Here is a 19,208-nt window from a genome sequence, read left to right on the forward strand (position 1 = left end):
CGGCAGAGCCGATACCCGCTTCACCAGCGATCAGAGCGTCAGGCGGTCAGTCGCCGATCGTGCCCTCGAGCGTGTGCTTGCGCGGACGCGCCTCGGGGAGCTGCCCCGTGGCCTCACCGACCCGGTGGACGCGGAGCGTGTTGGTCGTGCCGACGACGCCGGGAGGCGAACCGGCGATTACGAGCACCGTCTCACCGATCTCCGCACGATGGTGGCCGAGCAGCACGTGATCGACCTGCTCGAACATCTCGTCGGTGCTGTTGACGCGCGGCACCTCGAAGCTGCGAGCTCCCCAGGTGAGTTCCATGCGGCGGCGGGTCTCGAGGCTCGGGGTGAATCCGAGGATCGGCATCGACTTGCGCAGACGCGACATGCGGCGCACGGTGTCACCCGACTCGGTGAACACGCAGATGTACTTCGCTCCGATGAAGTCTGCGACCTCGGATGCCGCGAGGGTCAGCGCGCCGCCCTGGGTGCGGGGCTGCGTACCGAACGACTCGATGCGGTCGAGCGCGTGCTCCTCGGTCGTCTCGATGATGCGCGACATGGTGGAGACCGCCTCGACGGGGAACGCGCCGACGCTCGTCTCGCCCGAGAGCATGACGGCGTCCGTGCCGTCGAGCACGGCGTTGGCGCAGTCGGAGGCCTCGGCGCGGGTAGGCCTCGGGTTGTCGATCATCGACTCGAAGACCTGAGTCGCGACGATCACGGGCTTCGCGTAGCGCCGCGCAAGCGTGACCGCCTCCGCCTGCACGAGCGGCACCCGCTCGAGCGGCATCTCCACACCGAGGTCGCCGCGGGCGACCATGATGCCGTCGAACGCGTCGACGATCGCCTCAAGATTCTCGACGGCCTGCGGCTTCTCGATCTTGGCGATGACGGGGAGCTTGCGCCCCTCCTCAGCCATGATCTCGTGCACGCGGGTGATGTCTGCTGCGTCGCGGACGAACGAGAGTGCGATGTAGTCGGCCCCGAGCTGCAGTGCCCAGCGCAGATCCTGCTCGTCCTTCTCCGAAAGCGCGGGGACGCTCACGGCGACGCCGGGGAGGTTGATCCCCTTGTTGTTCGAGACCGTGCCGGGGACTTCGACCACCGTGTGGACGGTGTCCTCGGTGACGCTCACGACGCGGAGGCCGACCTTGCCGTCGTCGATGAGCAGCGGGTCACCGACCTCGACGTCTCCCGGCAGCCCCTTGTAGGTCGTGCCGCAGATGGTGCGGTCGCCAGGAACGTCGCGCGTCGTGATCGCGAACTCGTCGCCCTCGGCGAGGTCGTGCGGCCCGTCCGCGAACGTCGCGAGCCTGATCTTCGGCCCCTGGAGATCGGCGAGGACCGCGATCGGGCGGCCGACCTCGGTCTCGGCGCGCCGGATGTTGCGGTACACGCCCTCGTGCACGTTGTACGTTCCGTGCGACATGTTGAGCCGGGCGACGTTCACGCCCGCCCGGATGAGCTCGAGGGTGTGGTCGTAGCTCGCTACGGCCGGCCCCCAGGTTGCGACGATCTTGGCGTGCCTCATCGACGTTCCTCTCCGACGCGTTCCATGTCCGCGTCATCGGTATCCTCACGGTCTTCCGCGTCGACCTCGTCGGGTCCAGCGTGGGTGTCCCGCGCATCGCCGTGGTCGAGCACGTGGTAGTACTCCTCCGGGTCACTCGTCTCCGCAAGGACGCTGTCCTGCGGATTCGAGCGTCCTGGCAGGTAGACGGTGCGCTCCAGACCGGGGTGACGGTGGCGCTGCACGATGATCAGGATCACTCCGAGAAGAATCGCGATCAGCGCAGTGAGCACGTTGGTGCGCAGGCCGAGCACGATGAGGCTCGGATCCACCCGCATCGACTCGATCACGCTGCGGCCGAGCCCGTACCAGATGAGGTACAGCCCGAAGAACTGGCCCCATCGCGGACGCCACGCCCGCTCGATGGCGAGCAGCACGACGATACCGAGCAGGTTCCAGACGATCTCGTAGAGGAAGGTCGGGTGGAACAGCGTCTCCGGAGGCAACCCGATCGGGAAGGCCGCGTTGTCCGGCTCGATCTGCAGCCCCCACGGGAGCGTCGTCGGGCCGCCGAAGAGCTCGTGGTTGAACCAGTTGCCGAGCCGGCCGAAGGCCTGGGCGAGCAGGAGGCCCGGTACCAGCGCATCGGCGAACGACCAGAAGCGGACACCGGTGATGCGCGACGCGATGAGCACGCCCAGCGCGCCTCCGAGCAGGGCGCCGAAGATCGCGATGCCGCCGTCCCAGATGTTCCAGATCGCGTTCGGCACGAACGGGTTCCACCACTCGCGGCCCTGACCGAAGTAGTCGCCCCAGTGCGACGCGACGTGGTAGAAACGCGCGCCGATGATGCCGAGCACCAGGGACCAGACGAGGAAGTCGAGGGTGACGCCCCGCTCCCCACCGCGCTGGGTCAGCCGTCGGTTGGTCCAGATTCCCGCAGCGATCACGCCGACGATGATGCAGATCGCGTAGACGGCGATCCTCACCGGTCCGATCTCGATGAACTGCAGATCGGGGCTCGGGATACTGAATGGCAGGATCATCCACTCCTCTTTCGCGACTCTGCGCCCAGAACCGATCGGAACCGGGCGACGCACCTATCCTAGCGGGCAGTCCCCTGGGCGACGTCCGCGACGACCTCTGCCAGACGGTCGACTCCCCCGTCGCGCAGCGCCCGCACGAACGCGGTCCCGACGATCGCGCCGTCGGCGTACTCGAGGGCGGAGGCGACCTGCTCAGCCGTCGAGATACCGATACCGACGCAGCACAGATCGGCGCCGTGCTCGCGCAGGCGGGCCGTCAGCCGCGACGCGGCGGCGTCGAGCTCCGTGCGCTCGCCGGTGATCCCCATCGTCGAGACGGTGTAGACGAACCCCGTCGTCGCACGAGCAACCAGCTCAAGACGCTCATCGCTCGAGGTCGGTGCCGCGAGGAACACACGGTCGAGGCCGTGCTCACGACTGACGAGCAGCCACTCATCGGCCGAGTCCGGCGTGATATCGGGGGTGATCAGGCCGGCGCCACCTGCGGCAGCCAGCTCGGACGCGAATCGTTCGACACCGTACTGCAGCACCGGGTTCCAGTAAGTCATGACCAGAACGGGCACGTCGACGGCTTCGCGGATGCGGCGGACCGCTTCGAAGACGTGGGAGACCCGGAAGCCTGCGGCCAGCGCCGTCTGAGTCGCCTCCTGGATCACGACGCCGTCCATGACCGGGTCCGAGTACGGCAGGCCGAGCTCGAGCACGTCGGCGCCGCTGCGCGCCATCGCGATCGCCGCCTCGACGCTCGTGTCGAGGTCTGGGAACCCGACGGGCAGGTACCCGACGAGGGCGCCCCGGCGTTCCTCCTGCGCGCGGCGGATCGCCGTCGCGACCGATGACTGCGGTGCGCTCATCCTTCGATTCCCGTCTCGTCGTCGATCAGCTCGAAGTACTTCGCCGCCGTCGCCATGTCCTTGTCGCCGCGCCCTGAGAGGTTCACGAGGATCACGGCATCCTCCCCCAGCTGCTTGCCGAGTCGTAACGCTCCCGCCAGGGCATGCGCCGACTCGATCGCCGGGATGATGCCCTCGGTGCGCGCCAGCAGGCGGAGCGCCTGCATCGCCTCGTCATCGGTGACGGACTCGTACGTGGCACGGCCGATGTCGGAGAGCCACGCGTGCTCGGGGCCGACACCCGGGTAGTCGAGTCCCGCCGAGATGGAGTACGACTCCACCGTCTGCCCGTCCTCGTCCTGGAGCACGTACGTGCGCGTGCCGTGGAGCACTCCGGGCCTGCCTGCGCCGATCGTCGCACCGTGCTCTCCGGAGGCCAGTCCGTGCCCTCCGGGCTCGAACCCGTAGAGGGCGACCTCGGGGTCGTCCAGGAAGGCGTGGAAGATGCCGATCGCGTTGGATCCGCCTCCGACGCAGGCTGCGACCGCGTCGGGGAGCCGGCCGGTGAGCTCCAGCACCTGCTCGCGAGCCTCTTCGCCGATGATCTTGTGGAAGTCGCGCACCATCACCGGGAACGGGTGCGGCCCGTTGACGGTGCCGAGGAGATAGTGGGTGCTCTCGACGTTCGCGACCCAGTCGCGGAACGCCTCGTTGATCGCGTCCTTCAGCGTGCGCGAGCCCGTCTTCACCGGGATCACCTCTGCGCCGAGCAGACGCATTCGGGCGACGTTCAGTGCCTGCCGCTCGGTGTCGACCTCGCCCATGTAGACGGTGCAGTCCATGCCGAACAGCGCTGCCGCGGTGGCCGTGGCGACGCCGTGCTGGCCGGCACCCGTCTCCGCGATCAGCCGCGTCTTGCCCAGTCGCTTCACCAGGAGCGCCTGCCCGAGCACGTTGTTGATCTTGTGCGAACCCGTGTGGTTGAGATCCTCGCGCTTCAGGAGGATCCGCGCACCCCCGCCGTGCGCCGCGAATCGGGGCACCTCCGTGATGATGGAGGGGCGACCGGTGTAGGTGCGGTGCAGCTCGGCGAGCTCGGCGGCGAACTCCGGATCCTGCTGGGCGTCCTCATAGGCGCGCTGCACCTCGTCGAGCGCCGCGATGAGCGACTCCGGCATGTACCTGCCGCCGAACTCCCCGAAGAACGGGCCGGCCTCGGAGCGCAGCGGATGCGCCCCCGGTGTCTGGTCAGTCATGGTGCACCCTGTGCTTTCCGGTTCAGGAGGTCGGTGAGAGGTCTCTCGTCTCAGACGTTCAAGTACGACGAGAGGGTCGCGATGGGATCGCTCGTGACGAGCGCCTCGCCCACGAGCACGGCGTCGGCACCGGCTTCGCGATAGCGTTCGACGTCGGAGATGTCGAGCACGGCGGACTCCGCAACGCGGACCACGCCTGCGGGCATCTGGTCGGCGACGCGGCCGAACAGTTCCCGATCGAGTTCGAACGTGCGCAGGTCGCGCGCGTTGACGCCGATGAGCTGTGCGCCGAGGTCGACGGCCCGCGCGACCTCCTCTTCCGAGTGGGCTTCAACGAGCGGCGTCATGCCGAGTTCACGGATGAGCGCATGCAACTGCTCCAGGCGGTCCTGGGGCAGTGCGGCGACGATCAGCAGCACGAGGTCGGCTCCAGAGGCCCGCGCCTCGAAGACCTGGTACTCGTCGCCGATGAAGTCCTTGCGGAGGATCGGGATGCTGATGGCCTTGCGCACGGCTTCGAGATCGGCGAGCGACCCCTTGAAGCGGCGCTCCTCCGTCAGCACGCTCACCGCACTCGCTCCACCGGCCTCGTACTGCGCCGCGAGAGCCTGGGGCTCGGGGATGTCGGCGAGGTCGCCGCGGGACGGGCTCGCGCGCTTCACCTCGGCGATGACCTTGATGTGGTCGGCCGGCGCGAGGAACTCCAGCGCGTCGAGAGCGGCCGGTCGCGCGAGGGCCGCTGCCTCGACATCGGCGAGCGACCGCAGCGCGCGGCGCTCCCGTGCGTCTTCCAGGGACCCTGCGAGTAGTTCGTCGAGCACGTTAGTCGTGCGACTTCGGGGTGAACCGGGGCCCGTTCACGCCGAAACCGGCCTTGGCGAGAATCCACCCCAGCAGCAGACCGACGACGACGACGCCCGCGCAGACCCACACCATGGTGGCCATGTGCAGGAAGAAGAAGACGGTGCCCGCTGCGATGCCGATCAACATCACGACGACGGCGGTCCAGGCGGCGGGTGAGTCGCCGTGGCCGGGATCTCCGTGCTCGTTACTCATGAAACTCCTCTGAAAGCGATGCGTACGCCCTCCAGCCTACCGGCTGTTTCGCGGGTTCGGCGACCGCCGACCGCGGTGTCATCGTTTCGGATCGCCCGCACCCGGGTCAGGTTCAGCCTCGCCGCCGGATTCGGCGGGGTCGTCGCTCGGGTCGTCGCCCTCGGAGATCGCATCCCAGTCCGAGATCCGATCGGTACGGCCGCCGGCGGCCGCCTTCGGGGCAGCGGACTCGTAGCGTCTGCCGCCGGTGGTCCACGACCGCCCGACAACGCAGACGATGACAGCGATGATCGCGACGCAGATGCCGGCTCCCGCTGCGATGGCCGGCCACACCGACTGATGGGCCTCCACGACGATGCCGGTGTGATCGGAGGCGCCGAGCCCCGTCACCTCGCTGAGCGCCGCCCCCGCCGACGCCACCAGGTCGGCGGACGATCCGAAGACTCGCCCGATGCAGACCACCGCGATGCCTCCGCCGAGGAGCGCAGTGACGATCGCGAGGATCGGCCGCAGCACCTTCCCGGCGATCGACAGGGTGACGGCGGCGGCGATCAAGGCGATCGCGATCGGCATGAGCGCTGGGGTGGTTTGCTGCCCGGTCACCGCGACCTCCGTGACCGTTGCGGCGCCGGGGGCGAGGGCGAAGGTCGCCCAGACCTGGGTCGAGGCCACGAGGATCACCGCCGCCCCGGCGAGCAGGAGGAGGACGAGTGTGCGCTTACGCAGCATCTACGCCCCCTCTCCGGCGGTGAGACGCTGGAGCGAGTTCGCGATCGCGACGGCCCGGAGCGGAGCGGCGGCCTTGTTCCGGGATTCTTCCTCCTCGAGCCGGGGAACCGAGTCGGCCACGAGGCCGCCGCCTGCCTGCACCATCGCCACGCCGTCCTTGATGGTCGCGGTGCGGATCGCGATCGCGAGATCCGCGGCTCCCCCGAGGCCGAAGTAGCCGACGACGCCGCCGTACACTCCGCGTCGGACCGGCTCCAGCTCGTCGATGATGCGCAGAGCCCACGGCTTGGGCGCTCCCGAGAGCGTTCCGGCGGGGAACGTGGCGCGCAGGGCGTCGACCGCGTTCGCCCCCTCGGCCATCCGCCCCTCGACGGTGGAGACGATGTGCATGATGTGGCTGAATCGCTCGATCCGCATGAACTCCGTGACCTCCACCGAGGCAGGCTCGCACACGCGAAGCATGTCGTTGCGTGCGAGATCGACGAGCATGAGGTGCTCGGCGCGCTCCTTCTCATCCGCCAGGAGGTCGCGCTCGAACTGCTGATCCTCCTCCACCGTCGCACCGCGGGGGCGCGATCCGGCGATCGGATGGGTCATCACGTGCCCGCTCTCCTGCACCGTGACCAGCGCCTCGGGGCTCGACCCGACCACCGCGAATGGGCGCCCGTCGGCGTCTTCGAGGTGCAGCAGGTAGAGATACGGGCTCGGGTTCAGGTGGCGCAGCACGCGGTACACGTCGAGCGGATCGGCCGTGCACTCCTGGTCGAACCGCTGGGAGATGACGACCTGGAAGATGTCTCCGTCGACGATGTGCTCCTTCGCGCGCTCCACCTTGGCGAAGTACTCAGCCTCGGTCGTGAGCCGTCGCGGATCCGCCTGCGCCTGGCGGTCTAGCGTGCCGAGGGGCGATGCTGCGGGCGCGGCAAGTGCCGACTGGAGCGCATCGAGCCGCGTCTGGGCGTCCGTCCACGCCGATTCGGTGTCGGCCTCGGTCTCCCCGATGCCGGCATCGTTCAGCACGTTCGCGAGGAGGACGACGCTCCCCTCGCGGTGATCGATGACGACGAGTTCGGAGACGAAGCTGAGTCCCTGCGTCGGCAGACCCGAGTCGCCCTTCGGCGGGTGCTCGAGCTGCTCGAACTGCCGGACGGTCTCCCAGCCGAGATACCCGACCAGACCGCTGGCGAGCGGCGGCAGCCCCGGCACCCCTGGGGACTGCCACCGCTCGACGACCGCTCGGAGGGCTTCGACGGGCTGCATGCCAGAGACCCCGCCCGACAGCAGCCGATCCTCATCGATGCCGCCGTCAGGATCGCTCGTCCAGTGCGCCCGTCCGCCCCGCTCGCCGAGCACGCCGAACGACCCGGCGCCGACGAAGCTGAAGCGCGTCCACACGCCCCCCTGCTCCGCCGACTCGAGCAGGAACGTGCCTGGACGGGACGCGGCGACCTTCCGGTAGATGCCGACGGGAGTGTCGGCATCGGCGAAGATCTCCCGGCAGACCGGGATCACGGCGTGGGTGGAGCGGGCCGCGGCGAACTGGGCGCGGGTCGTGGTGAGGGTCACCCGAACAGCCTACCGCGACGGCGTCGGTCACTCCGCAGCGTCGGGATCCCCCACCAGAGCGGCGATCTCGCGGCCGTCGAAGCACGTGCGCGTACCGGTGTGACAGGCCGCGCCCACCTGGATCACGCGCACCAGAAGCGTGTCGGCATCGCAGTCAGCCGCGACGCTGCGCACGTACTGTCGGTGCCCCGAGGTGTCGCCCTTCCGCCAGTACTCCTGCCGCGACCGCGACCAGTACGTCACGCGTCCCGTCGTGAGCGTACGGCGGACGGCCTCGCGGTCCATCCAGGCGAGCATGAGCACGTCGCCCGTCTCGTCGTCCTGCACCACCACGGGCAGCAGGCCGTCCGCGCCGAAGACGAGCGCATCGGGTACGGCGTCGCGCGGGGTCATGCGTCCACCTCGGGCATGCGCACGGTGTGACCCGCATCCGCGAGCGCTCGCTTGACCTCGTCAATCGTGAAGGTGCCATCGTGGAAGACGGAGGCAGCGAGCACGGCATCGGCGCCCGCCTCGATGGCCGGGGCGAAGTGCCCGAGCTCACCCGCACCGCCCGAGGCGATCACGGGCACCGTCGACAACTCACGGACGGCACGCGTCAGCTCAAGGTCGAACCCGGCGAGCGTGCCGTCGGCGTCCATCGAGTTCACGAGCAGCTCACCGACGCCGCGCTCGACCGCTTCGCGGCACCAGGCGAGCGCATCGAGATCGGTCTCGCGCTTGCCGCCGTGCGTCGTGACGACGAACCCGCTGGGCATGCGATCGCTGCGACGGACGTCGAGTGACAGCACGAGCACCTGCTCGCCGAACCGGTCGGCGATCTCATCGATGACCGCCGGACGGGCGATCGCGGCGCTGTTCACGCCGACCTTGTCGGCACCGACCTCGAGCAGCCGGGCGACGTCGTCGGCGCTCCGCACACCACCTCCGACGGTGAGGGGGATGAATACCTGCTCGGCCGTGCGACGCACCACGTCGTGGGTCGTGCTGCGATCGTCGACCGTCGCGGTCACGTCGAGAAAGGTGAGTTCGTCGGCTCCCTGCTCGGCGTAGCGCGCGGCGAGCTCCACGGGGTCCCCCGCGTCGCGGAGGTTCAGAAAATTGACGCCCTTGACCACGCGACCCGCGGCGACATCGAGACAGGGGATGACGCGAACGCTGACGCTCATGATGCCCTCCTGATCAGAGTCGCGCGGCGTGGATCGCCGTGACGAGGATGGCGCGCGCACCGAGCTCGTACAGGCGGTCCATCACGTCGTTCGCCGCGTCCGCCGGAATCATGACGCGAACTGCCACCCAGGACTCGTCCTTCAGCGGAGAGACGGTGGGCGACTCGACGCCGCCTGCCACCTCGGCTGCGGCCTCCAGCTGATCGGCCGGAAGATCGTACTCGACCATCACGAACTTGCGGGCGACGAGCACGCCCCGCAGCCGGCGGAGCAACCGGTCGATGCCCGGGTGCCGCTGCTCCCCCGAGATGAGGACTGCCGTCGACTCGAGGATCACGGGACCGAAGATCTCGAGGCCGGCGGCGCGGAGCGTCGCACCCGTCGAGACCACGTCGGCGACCGCATCGGCGACACCGAGCCGAACAGACGATTCGACGGCGCCATCGAGCTTGACGAGCTCGGCGGTGACGCCTCGCGTCTGCAGGAAGTCGTCGACGAGACGGGGGTAGCTCGTCGCCACGCGCCGGCCCGCGAGCTGCGCGATCTCCGAGATCTCGCCCCCGGCAGGAGCGGCGAAGCGGAACGTCGAGTCACCGAAGTCGAGGTGGTCGATCTCCTGGGCCGAAGATCCCGAATCGAGCAGCAGATCACGGCCCGTGATCCCGACATCGAGCGCGCCGGAACCGACGTACGTGGCGATGTCACGGGGGCGGAGGTAGAAGAACTCGACGCCGTTCCTGGCATCGGTGTGAACGAGCTGGCGACTGTCTCGTCTGCCGGAGTACCCGGCCTCGGCGAGCATCTGAGAGGCGACCTCGGAGAGGGAGCCCTTGTTCGGAACCGCGATGCGGAGCATGGATGGTCCTTCGTGTTGGTGCGAGTGGGAGGGAGGCGGGTTACAGGTGCCGATACACGTCGGCGAGGGACATACCCTTCGCGAGCATCAGCACCTGCAGATGGTAGAGCAGCTGACTGATCTCCTCGGCGCACGCCTCATCCGACTCGTACTCGGCGGCCATCCAGACCTCGGCGGCCTCTTCCACGACCTTCTTGCCGATCGCGTGCACGCCAGCGTCGAGCTGGGCGACCGTTCCGCTGCCCTCGGGGCGCGTCGCAGCCTTCTCGGCGAGTTCGGCAAAGAGGTCTTCGAAGGTTTTCACCACACCAGCGTACCGTGCCCGGGCACACCGGGATGCCGCTCAGAGCGAATCAGTGCGAGTGATCGCGCGCGGCCGCGCGGAGTTCGGCGATGCGGTCCTCGGGAACGCCCCCGTACACGGCGGATCCTGCGACGAAGGTGTCAGCCCCTGCCTCTGCCGCGATGCCGATCGTCTGCACTGAGACGCCCCCGTCCACCTGCAGCCACACGTCGAGTCCGAGGCGCTCCCGAGCCTCGCGCAGCGCACGCAGCTTCGGCATGGTCTCCGGCATGAACGACTGCCCGCCGAAGCCCGGTTCGACCGTCATGACGAGCACCTGGTCGAACTCGTGCAGCAGCTCCAGATACGGTGCGACGTCGGTGCCGGGCTTGAGCGCGATGCCCGCGCGCGCTCCGATGTCGCGCAGGCGCCGCGCGAGCTCGACCGGATGCTCCGCCGCTTCGGCGTGGAACGTCACCGAGTACGCGCCGAGCTCGGCATAGGCCGGAGCGTGCGCATCGGCGTCGGTGATCATCAGATGCACATCGAGCGGGATCGGCGATACCTGCTGGATCCGCTCCACGACGGGCGGCCCGATCGTGAGGTTCGGGACGAAGTGATTGTCCATTACGTCGACGTGCACGAGGTCAGCCGTGGCGATGCGCGCGAGCTCGGACTCGAGATTCACGAAATCGGCGGAGAGGATGCTCGGGTTGATGCGCGGTGCGGTCACCCCTGCAGTCTACCGAGGCTCCGGATCAGCCTCGGCAATCGGCTGCGACGGCGTGCTCGTCAGGAAGCTGCGCGACACGCGGCGATAGGCCTGCGTGAGGGAGGCGCCCGCGGCGAGCGCAATCGAGACGATCCCGGTGAAGAAGAAGATGAGGGCGATGCCGCGAGCGTCGCCCTCGCCGAGCAGCAGCGCCCAGCGGTCGCGCCCTGCCGGTGTCTCCATGTACGGCACCACTCCGAACTCCGCGATGGGGGCGATGATGAAGGATGCGATGGGAGCCATCGCTGCTTCGAACGTCATCGCGAACCCGAAGACCCGCCCCTGGCGTTCGTACGGGACCACCCGCTGGATGACGGTCTGCTCGGCCGCTTCGATCGCGGGCATGATCATCATGAACAGAGCGAGACCCGCGATGAAGAGCCAGCCGGCGTCGCGGATGGTGAACACGCTGCCGATCACCCCGGTCGCGGCGACGAGGATGAGCATGGTGCGGATCGGATTTCTGCCGAGCCCGAACTTGGCGACGACCGCTCCGCCGACGACGAATCCGATGGAGGCGAGGCCGAAGAAGATGCCCCACGCTTCGACGGAGAAGATCGTCAGGCCATAGGGATCGAGGAGGGCCATGAAGACGCCGCCGGTGAGGTTGTTGAAGGTCGTGAACACGATGAGCGCCAGCAGCCCTGGCACGGCGAGGGCCGCGAGGAAGCCGCCGCGGAAGTCGACGGCCCGCCGTTCGGGGTCCGCCTGGATCTCGGGTTCGGGGACCCGGATGAGGTGCAGGTGGACGAGCGGCAGTGCGGTGCACACCGTTGCGATGATCATGGTCCAGGCCATGCCGAGCTGGCCGATCGAGAGTCCGCTGAACACGCTGGTCGCGATGAACGCGATGCCCTGCACCGTGCCGACCAGGCCGTTGGCGTTGGCGTGCCGTTCGGGCGGGACGAGCAGCGTCACGGTGGTCGAGAGCGCGAGGTTGCGCAGCATCTCGACGACGCAGCCGATGAGGATGACGAGGGTGAACACCCAGAACCACGGCCCGTTCAGAGCGAGCAGCGCATCGGCGGGAACCGTGAAGAAGATGGTGCAGGCGACCAGAAAGGCGAGGAGCGATGCCCACGCGGACGCTCGCATCGCGATCAGCTTGCGGTGGCGGTCGACGATGCTGCCGAACAGCATCGAGCTGAGCGCGATGATCATCATGTACCCGCCGCCGAGGATGCCGGTGGCGAGGATGCTCTGCGTCTCGAGATACACCCAGAACGTGAGCGCGAACCACATGAAGTTGGAGGTCAGGTTCGCGACGGCGGTGTTCACGGCCAGGTGCAGGAACGTGCGCATGCCGCTGCTCCGCCCGTTCGACTGGTCTCCTGCGTCCATGGGCACAGAATAGACGCCCCCACCGACATTGGACAGGGGGCGGAGATCTCCGCCCCCTGGCAGCGAATCAGTCCACGCGCTGGATAAGTGCCACGAACATGGCGTCGGTGCCGTTCCGGTGCGGCCACAGCTGCGCGCTCGGCCCCGACGCCCCGAGGTCGAGCGGCTCACTGGAGATGTCGTCGAGCACGGCGTGCGCATCGATTTCGGTGAGCTCGGGGCGCGCGCGCAGAATCCGGTTCAGCACCCCCCTCGTCTCCGCCACGTGCGGTGAACAGGTCACGTATGCGAGGAGTCCGCCAGGCGCGAGGTGATCGGCAGCGGCGGCGAGCAACTCCTCCTGCAGACGGGTCAGCTCGGGGATCTCCCCAGGCGCTTTCCGCCACCGCGCTTCGGGGCGGCGACGCAGGGCTCCCAGACCGGAGCACGGCGCATCGACGAGGATCCGGTCGAACACCGCACCGGACTCCGCGGTGCCGCCGTATGCGGCGTCGTCGCGACCGTCGTGGGTGACGAGCGCGACATCGAACGGCTCGACGGCAGCGGAGACGAGGTCGGTCCGGTGCTCGGACACCTCGTTGGCCCTGACCGACGCTCCGGTGAGAGCCGCTTCGGCCGCGAGCACCGCGGTCTTCCCTCCCGGGCCGGCGCACACGTCCATCCACCGCTCCCCAGCTCGGACCGGCCTGGCTCGGGTGAGCGCGAGGGCGGCCAGTTGCGAGCCCTGGTCCTGCACGCGCACCGTGCCCGGAACAGCGCCGAGCTCGGCGATGACCCGCGCGGGATCGCCCGCTGCGAGCGCCGCCCCGATGGGCGAGGGGCCACCGACCGTGATCGCCTCGCGTTCGACGGCGTCCTGGAGCATCGCGTCGTCGAGACCGTGCCCGGGGAGCAGGGCAACCTGCACGGCCGGCGCTCGGTTATCGGCTTCCAGCAGCGCCTCGAGCTCGTCCGCGCGTCCCTCGGCTCGGAGCGCGTCGCGCAGGGCGCGAACGATCCAGGCGGGGTGGGAGGTCCGGTCGGCGAGCGCCGCGTCCGCGGACGGAGCACTCGCGACGATCCGCTCGTCCCACGCCGCGGCGTCCTCACGACCGATGGCGCGAAGCACGCCGTTCACGAAACCGGTGGCCTGAGCGCCCGCCACGCGCCGCTGCAGCTCGACGCTCTCGTGGACGGCGGCGTGCGGGGCCACGCGCGTGGCAAGCAGCTGATGCGCACCGAGGCGCAGCACGTTGCGCGTGCGCGAGTCGATCCGATCGATGGCGCGATTCGATGCGAGCTCGATGATGCGGTCGTACCGGCCGCGACCGCGGAGGGCGCCGGCGGCGAGCTCCGTCGCGAGTCCGGCGTCTCGCGTGTCGAGTCCCGCTTCCCTGATGCGAGCGGGAAGCGCCAGGTTCGCATAGGCGTCTCGATCATCGACGTCGCGCAGCACGTCGTACGCGACGAGGCGGGCAGCGGAGACCCTGCCCTGCGGTCGCGGACCGCGACCGCCGTTACGCTGGCGTCGCTCCGCCTCCCTGGGCCTCACGAGATCACCGCGCTGCCGCCGCGTCCCCTGAGCCAGGCGGCACCATCCATGGCGCCCTTCCCTGCCGGCTGCACCCTGACGAGTTCGAGCGCGCCGTCCGACAACCTCAGCAGGGCGCGCTTGCCAGCGATGACCGCCATGACCGCGGTATCGGATCCATTCCCGGACGCCGGATCGGGCGGCCCTGGCGTTCCCTCGACGGTACGGATCTCGTGGAGCTTCAACGGCTGCCCATCGCACTCCACGTACGCTCCGGGTTCCGGTGTGACTCCGGCCCATTGAGCGAGCACCGCATCAACTGACCGCGTCAGGTCGAGGCGTCCATCGATGCGGCTGAGCTTCGCCGCGTGTGTGGCTTCGCCGCTCTGGGGTTCGCCGGTGAGCGACCCGTCGGCGAGGCCGGCGACGGCGCGCACGAGCGTCTGCGCCCCCGACACAGCGAGCGCCGAGAGCGCCTCGCCCGCCGAGGTGCCCGGAGGGAAGTCCTCGTCATCGCGCGCCAGGACGTCACCGGCGTCGAGTGCTTCGACGAGACGGAAGACGGAGACGCCCAGGCGCCGCTCCCCCGCCATCAGTGCGCGCTGCACGGGCGCCGCGCCGCGCCACCGCGGCAGATCGGAGAAGTGCAGGTTGATCCAGCCCTGCGCTGGCGCGGAGAGCAGCGGCTCCCGGAGCAGCCCGCCGTAGGCGACGATGACGCCGAGGTCTGGCGCCAGGTCGCGCACCCAGGCGACGGTCTCGTCGTCGAGCCGATTCGAACGGTGCACCGGAATGCCGAGATGCTCGGCGAGTTCGGCGACGGGCGATGGCGTGAGGACACGCTTGCGCCCGACCGGCGCGTCCGCGCGCGTGATCACCCCGACGATCTCGTGACCCGCGTCAGCGAGCGCTGTGAGACTGGGGGCCGCGAGGTCGGGAGTGCCGGCGAAGACGATGCGCATCCTCCCATTCTCGCAAACTTCATCGCGAGCGAACACGCGGCCCCGCGACCGGACGCACGAGGCGCTACCCGTCGAACACGCTGCGATCATCGAAGCGGAGGCGCAGCGCGCCCGGCCGCGCCCGCCCGGGCGCCTTGCCCCGGTTGCGCGCCGAGGATCCCGCCGCATCGGCGACGAGAGCACCGCGCAGGCGCTTCGCGACTTCGGCGCCCTTGGCGTACTCGAACCGCACGATGGCGCGAACGAGGGGAGGATCGCCCGGATCGGTGGGCTGCGGAGCGGGGCCGAGCACGTCGACGCCCAGCCCGTCGAGGGTCGCGAGCGCGCGATCCACTTCCGCGCGGCCTCCGGTCACGGCCGCGACGCGGACTGCCGGCGGGTAGGCGAGCTCCTGGCGCATCAGGAGTTCCTCGTGGAGCCACGGACCGATCCTGCCGGTCACGAACGCACGGACCACCGGCCCTCCGCCAGAGGCGACGAGGCAGGCCCCGTCGGGCGCGGCGAGTGCGGCAGCGTTCTCCCACCAGCGCAGGCAGTCCTCTCCGGCGCGAAGCGTCTCCAGTCCGAGCAGACGCTCGGCGTCGAGCAGGACGACCAGGCGGTAGCCGCCCGCGGCGAGGGGTTCAGCTCCACGGGTCGCGACCACGAGGGCGGGCCGCGCATCCACCCGTTCCCTGGGGTGTTCTCCGTCGCTCAGCAGCACTCGAGCCCCCGAGAACTGGCGCTCGAACTGCTCGACGGTGCGCTGCGACCCCATGCCGCGCTCCACGAGGCGCCGCCCGTCGCAGGTGCCGCACTGCCACTTGGTCGCGTACTCGCCGCACCATCGGCAGGCCGCGCGCTTCGCCTCGCGGAAGCCGATAGGCCCGCCGCAGTGCCCGCACCGCGCCAGGTCGCCGCAGTCGCCGCAGACCGCCACCGGCGCGTACCCCGGCGTGGCGACCTGCACCAGCACCGGCCCCTCGCGCAGCGCCTGCCTGATCGATCGCGCGGCGAACTCGGGCACGCGGCCGCCGACCGAGTCGGGCGTGGTGGAGGCGTCGGCGTGGATCACGCGCGTGCGACGCGGAGGGTGGGACTCGGCACGCACGTACCCGAGCTCGACGAGGCGCTGCACCTCGGCGCTCCGGGAGTGGGCGGCGAACAGCAGACCGGCACCCGATTGCTCGGCGCGCACGAGCGCCGCGTCGCGGGGGTGGACGTAGGGCGCGAGCGGTTCGGCGAGCACGGGGTCGCCGTCGTCCCACACCACGATCGCCCCAAGGGAGTGCGCGGGAGCGTAGACGGCTGACCGGTTGCCCACGATGATGCGCGGTTCGGTGTCGAGGGATCTGAGGAACGCCGCATACCGCTCAGACCCGGTCTGGCGGGAATCGACACGGACCGGATCCGGGTGGCCGAGTGCTGCCAGGGCGTCGCGCACCTGATCGAGATCGCGGTAGTCGGGCAGGACGAGGATCACACTCCGCCCTCGGGCGAACACCGTCAGCGCGACCTCGGCGAGCTGGAGTGCCCACCCGGCAACCCACTCCCCCGTGAGCAGACGTGTCGGGCCGTGCGACGGCGTCACCGCGAGACGCGCGCCCGAGACCAGGAGTGCCGCGGTCTCCTCCTGCTGGACCGTCGGCGCCCAGCGCTGCGCCGGCGGCACGTCTGGTCCTGGATCGGGCTCGGCTCCCTGCCCGGCTGCTTCGAGGGCCGCCAAGTGCTTCTTCTCGACCCTGATGTGCCTGGTCGGGATCGCGAGACGCAGGATGTCGCCGGCGGAGCCGCCGGCCCGGTCGGATACGGCCCGCGCCAAGCGCCACACCTCGGGGGTGAGCTGCGGTACCGGAGAGACGATCTCGGCGACCGCAGACAGCGCACCCCCGAAATCGCTGCGGTCGGTGAACTCGATGACGTACCCGAAGCTCTTCCGCTCCTGGGATCGGAACGGGACCCGCACGCGCTGGCCGACGCGGATCTCGTCGGCCAGCTCGTCGGGTATGGCGTAGTCGAAGAGGTGATCCAGCTGCGGCAGCGACGAGTCGAGCAGGACCCTCGCGACCCGTCTGCCGTCCGGGCGCTCGCTCACGACGCGTCACCCACGACGGCGTGCCGGCTCAGAGGCCCGCTGCTGCGCGCAGTTCGTCGACGCGCGGAGTGGCCTCCCAGGTGAACTCCGGGAGCTCCCGGCCGAAGTGGCCGTAAGCGGACGTCTTCGCGTAGATCGGGCGGATCAACTGCAGATCGCGGATGATCGCGAGCGGACGCAGGTCGAACACCTCGCGCACCGCGGCTTCGATCCGCTCGACCGGCACCGTTTCGGTGCCGAACGTCTCGACGTAGAGTCCGACGGGGTGGGCCCGCCCGATTGCGTACGCCACCTGCAGTTCAGCCCTGCGGGCGAGACCGGCGCGCACGACGTGCTTCGCCACCCAGCGCATGGCGTAGGCGGCCGAGCGATCCACCTTCGACGGATCCTTGCCGCTGAACGCGCCGCCGCCGTGCCGCGACCATCCGCCGTAGGTGTCGATGATGATCTTGCGCCCCGTCAGGCCTGCGTCGCCCATCGGTCCGCCGACCACGAACGGTCCGGCAGGGTTGATGAGGAGCTCGGTGTCCGCCGTCGAGAGGTCGACTTGCTCGAGCACGGGCCGGATCACCTCGCGCTCGACGACCTCGCGGAGTGCCTGCTGGGAGATATCCCTGCTGTGCTGCGTCGAGAGCACGACGGCCTCGACCGATGCCGCACGATCACCGTCGTACCCGATCGTCACCTGGGTCTTGCCGTCGGGGCGCAGCTCGGGCACGATCCCGCGCTTCCGCACATCGGTGAGGCGCTCGGCGAGACGGTGCGCGATCCAGCTCGGAAGCGGATGCAGTTCGGGCGTTTCGTCGGTGGCGAATCCGAACATGATGCCCTGATCGCCGGCACCCTGACTGCTCAGGGCATCATCGAGGGTGCCGCTGCGTTGCTCGAGAGAGCTGTCCACGCCGCTCGCGATGTCGGGAGACTGCTGCCCGATCGACACCGACACACCGCAGGAGGACGCGTCGAAGCCCATCTCGGAACTCGTATACCCGATTCCGCGGATCGCCTGACGCACGAGCTGCGGGATCTCGACGTACCCCGAGGTCGAGACCTCGCCTGCCACGTGCACGAGGCCCGTGGTCACGAGCGTCTCGACGGCGACCCTGGCACCCGGATCCTGATCGAGCATCGCGTCCAGGATGGTGTCCGAGATGCGATCACAAATCTTGTCGGGGTGCCCCTCGGTGACCGACTCTGACGTGAACTGCCGCAGCGCCACCAACTACGCGCCCTTGGCGGTGATCTCGAGCTTGTCTTCGACGATCTCGTGCAGCGCGATCGACAGGGGCTTGTCATCGACCGAGGAGTCGACGAGCGGCCCCACGTTGTCGAAGAGGTTCCCGTCGTGCAGGTCGGTGTAGTAGTCGTTGATCTGACGCGCGCGCTGCGAGGCGAAGGTCACGAGAGCGTACTTCGAGTCCACCTTCTCCAGCAGGTCGTCGATGGGCGGATCGATGATCCCGTTCACATTGGCCATTGAAATACTCCTCAGGGGTTGACCCCGACAGTCTAGCGGATCGACCCGTACGAGCTACTGGCGCGTATTCAGCTGTCAGCCGAGCAGCGAACGCACGATGACGTGCCCGTGCCCGCTGCTGAGGCGCACCCAGGTGACGGATCGGGAAACGCGCAGGGTCTCTGCCCCGTTCAGGAAGCCCATCGTCTCGGCGGCGAATGCGGCAGCTGCAGGAATCCCCGGGGCCATCTCGAGTCCCCAAACCGACGACCTGACCTTGTGGACGACCGCGTCACCCGGGTTATCGGGCAGCGCTGCCGCAACGCGTTCGCTCCCCTCGCGCGCGACACGAGCCACGGACTCGGCCTCGAGCTCGCCAGCGGGCTGCCACCCCGACAGGGGCGGCAGCACACCCGTCCACGCCGCCATCGCCGTGACGTCGGGGAGGTCGAGGCTGTGATCCCCCTCGCCGAGCCTGGCGAGACGGTCGAGCAGCGAGCGCGCGAGCACCGTGACGTCGACCGGCTCTGCCGGCGCCTCGGCGAGCGACCACCCGCGCATCACGAGCACCACGGGGATCCCATCGGTCAGTCCGCGCGGCGCCTGCGTGCATCCATACACCGCCAGCACCCCGCCCCGCGAGAGCAGTCTGACCTCGGGCGACCCCGCCCGCTCGAGGCGCTCGAGGTACCGCCGCAGGTCATCGAGGTCGGCCGTGCCGGTGAACGTCAGGGAGCCGAGAGAGGGGTTGGTCACATCCTCCACACTATCCGGAGACGCTGCACGGCACCCCTAGACTTG

General features: G+C 69.5%; 20 protein-coding genes. All 20 read right to left on the bottom strand.

Annotated features, from left to right (window positions below; genetic code table 11):
• Positions 1-46: 46 nt before the first annotated feature.
• Positions 47-1,519 (bottom strand): pyruvate kinase, encoded by a 1,473-nt coding sequence (gene pyk / locus K8P10_RS09190; protein ID WP_224778631.1) that lies wholly within the window; start codon positions 1,517-1,519, stop codon positions 47-49.
• A complete protein-coding gene (gene lgt / locus K8P10_RS09195) occupies positions 1,516-2,544 on the bottom strand; it encodes a prolipoprotein diacylglyceryl transferase (RefSeq protein ID WP_224778632.1) in 1,029 nt (342 codons plus the stop codon). Before lgt ends, pyk begins: the two co-directional genes overlap by 4 nt.
• A gap of 59 nt (positions 2,545-2,603) precedes the next feature.
• On the bottom strand, positions 2,604-3,398 hold the full coding sequence (gene trpA / locus K8P10_RS09200) for a tryptophan synthase subunit alpha (protein WP_224778633.1): 795 nt from the start codon (positions 3,396-3,398) through the stop codon (positions 2,604-2,606).
• Positions 3,395-4,633 carry a tryptophan synthase subunit beta gene (gene trpB / locus K8P10_RS09205; protein ID WP_224778634.1) on the bottom strand — a complete coding sequence of 413 codons (1,239 nt, stop codon included), beginning with the start codon at positions 4,631-4,633 and terminating at the stop codon, positions 3,395-3,397. Before trpB ends, trpA begins: the two co-directional genes overlap by 4 nt.
• A 50-nt stretch (positions 4,634-4,683) precedes the next feature.
• Complete coding sequence (gene trpC / locus K8P10_RS09210) at positions 4,684-5,454, bottom strand: indole-3-glycerol phosphate synthase TrpC (RefSeq protein ID WP_224778635.1); 771 nt, start codon at positions 5,452-5,454, stop codon at positions 4,684-4,686.
• Between the two features lies 1 nt (position 5,455).
• Complete coding sequence (locus tag K8P10_RS09215; RefSeq protein WP_224778636.1) at positions 5,456-5,689, bottom strand: DUF6704 family protein; 234 nt, start codon at positions 5,687-5,689, stop codon at positions 5,456-5,458.
• 78 nt (positions 5,690-5,767) lie between these two features.
• Positions 5,768-6,418, bottom strand: a complete 651-nt coding sequence (locus K8P10_RS09220; protein ID WP_224778637.1) for a Trp biosynthesis-associated membrane protein — start codon at positions 6,416-6,418, stop codon at positions 5,768-5,770.
• The gene (locus K8P10_RS09225) at positions 6,419-7,984 is read right to left on the bottom strand and encodes an anthranilate synthase component I (RefSeq protein ID WP_224778638.1); all 1,566 of its coding nucleotides are present in this window, start codon (positions 7,982-7,984) and stop codon (positions 6,419-6,421) included.
• Positions 7,985-8,011: 27 nt separating this feature from the next.
• Positions 8,012-8,377, bottom strand: a complete 366-nt coding sequence (gene hisI / locus K8P10_RS09230; RefSeq protein WP_224778639.1) for a phosphoribosyl-AMP cyclohydrolase — start codon at positions 8,375-8,377, stop codon at positions 8,012-8,014.
• Positions 8,374-9,153, bottom strand: a complete 780-nt coding sequence (gene hisF / locus K8P10_RS09235; protein WP_224778640.1) for an imidazole glycerol phosphate synthase subunit HisF — start codon at positions 9,151-9,153, stop codon at positions 8,374-8,376. The genes hisI and hisF overlap by 4 nt, the downstream gene beginning before the upstream one ends.
• Positions 9,154-9,166: 13 nt before the next feature.
• On the bottom strand, positions 9,167-10,009 hold the full coding sequence (hisG, locus tag K8P10_RS09240) for an ATP phosphoribosyltransferase (RefSeq protein ID WP_224778641.1): 843 nt from the start codon (positions 10,007-10,009) through the stop codon (positions 9,167-9,169).
• A gap of 40 nt (positions 10,010-10,049) precedes the next feature.
• Positions 10,050-10,313, bottom strand: coding sequence for a phosphoribosyl-ATP diphosphatase (locus K8P10_RS09245; RefSeq protein WP_224778642.1), 264 nt, complete (start codon positions 10,311-10,313; stop codon positions 10,050-10,052).
• A gap of 49 nt (positions 10,314-10,362) precedes the next feature.
• Entirely contained in the window at positions 10,363-11,025 is a 663-nt protein-coding gene (rpe, locus tag K8P10_RS09250) for a ribulose-phosphate 3-epimerase (protein ID WP_224778643.1), read from the bottom strand.
• Positions 11,026-11,034: 9 nt separating this feature from the next.
• A complete protein-coding gene (locus tag K8P10_RS09255) occupies positions 11,035-12,405 on the bottom strand; it encodes an MFS transporter (protein ID WP_224778644.1) in 1,371 nt (456 codons plus the stop codon).
• A 67-nt stretch (positions 12,406-12,472) separates the two neighbouring features.
• Positions 12,473-13,936 carry an RsmB/NOP family class I SAM-dependent RNA methyltransferase gene (locus K8P10_RS09260; protein ID WP_224778645.1) on the bottom strand — a complete coding sequence of 488 codons (1,464 nt, stop codon included), beginning with the start codon at positions 13,934-13,936 and terminating at the stop codon, positions 12,473-12,475.
• Positions 13,933-14,877 (bottom strand): methionyl-tRNA formyltransferase, encoded by a 945-nt coding sequence (gene fmt / locus K8P10_RS09265; protein WP_224778646.1) that lies wholly within the window; start codon positions 14,875-14,877, stop codon positions 13,933-13,935. Before fmt ends, K8P10_RS09260 begins: the two co-directional genes overlap by 4 nt.
• A gap of 64 nt (positions 14,878-14,941) precedes the next feature.
• On the bottom strand, positions 14,942-16,951 hold the full coding sequence (locus K8P10_RS09270; RefSeq protein ID WP_224778647.1) for a hypothetical protein: 2,010 nt from the start codon (positions 16,949-16,951) through the stop codon (positions 14,942-14,944).
• A 28-nt stretch (positions 16,952-16,979) separates the two neighbouring features.
• The gene (gene metK, locus K8P10_RS09275; protein WP_224778648.1) at positions 16,980-18,170 is read right to left on the bottom strand and encodes a methionine adenosyltransferase; all 1,191 of its coding nucleotides are present in this window, start codon (positions 18,168-18,170) and stop codon (positions 16,980-16,982) included.
• A gap of 3 nt (positions 18,171-18,173) precedes the next feature.
• The gene (gene rpoZ / locus K8P10_RS09280) at positions 18,174-18,428 is read right to left on the bottom strand and encodes a DNA-directed RNA polymerase subunit omega (RefSeq protein ID WP_224778649.1); all 255 of its coding nucleotides are present in this window, start codon (positions 18,426-18,428) and stop codon (positions 18,174-18,176) included.
• Positions 18,429-18,503: 75 nt separating this feature from the next.
• Positions 18,504-19,163 (bottom strand): hypothetical protein, encoded by a 660-nt coding sequence (locus tag K8P10_RS09285; RefSeq protein WP_224778650.1) that lies wholly within the window; start codon positions 19,161-19,163, stop codon positions 18,504-18,506.
• Between the last annotated feature and the right edge of the window lie 45 nt (positions 19,164-19,208).

The sequence above is a fragment of the Leucobacter sp. Psy1 genome, assembly GCF_020096995.1.
In the GTDB taxonomy this organism is placed as follows: Bacteria; Actinomycetota; Actinomycetes; order Actinomycetales; family Microbacteriaceae; genus Leucobacter.